Below are 522 nucleotides of genomic sequence, written 5' to 3' on the forward strand. Positions count from 1 at the left end.
CGATCCGGCGGGGCAAGAGTTTCCTCAACCGCCCCTCGCAGAAAAAGCTGGCGCAGGAGTTGACTGAGGCCATTCAGCTGATCGAGGCCCGCATCGCGCCCACCGCGCCGGGCTTGGCTTTTGACCTGCTCTGGGCGCAGCTTCATCTGGCCGAAGCCATCCACGAGCGCACCGATGACAGCTGGGGCACCATCGGCGACACGATGCGCGCGGCGATGGAGGCGATCGGTGAGATCGCTCCGCGTCTGAAGCTTACACCCGACACGCTGGCCGAACAGATCCTTGAGGTTACGGTTGCGGATGGTTACGGCGCTTTTGATCGCGCGATTAAGGCCCTTGCACCGGCGCTCGGCCCAGAGGGTCTGGCCGCGCTGAAGGAGAAGGCCACCACAGCATGCGAGGCGCCGATCACGGCAGCAGAGCTGGCCAAGCATGATTATGTCCGCAAATCCGACCGCGAAAGCCGTGCCCGCGCACATCGCAACAGCACGCTCGAGCGTATCCTGCAGGAGGTGGCCGATC

1 protein-coding gene is annotated in these 522 nt (G+C 64.4%); it reads left to right on the forward strand.

Translation table 11 applies throughout. The features are described 5' to 3' along the window. Window positions 1-522: DUF6880 family protein (locus BFP70_RS21175; RefSeq protein WP_369820227.1), on the forward strand; the 522-nt coding region annotated here is incomplete at both ends.

The organism is Thioclava sp. SK-1 (genome assembly GCF_001705665.1).
In the GTDB taxonomy this organism is placed as follows: Bacteria; Pseudomonadota; Alphaproteobacteria; order Rhodobacterales; family Rhodobacteraceae; genus Thioclava.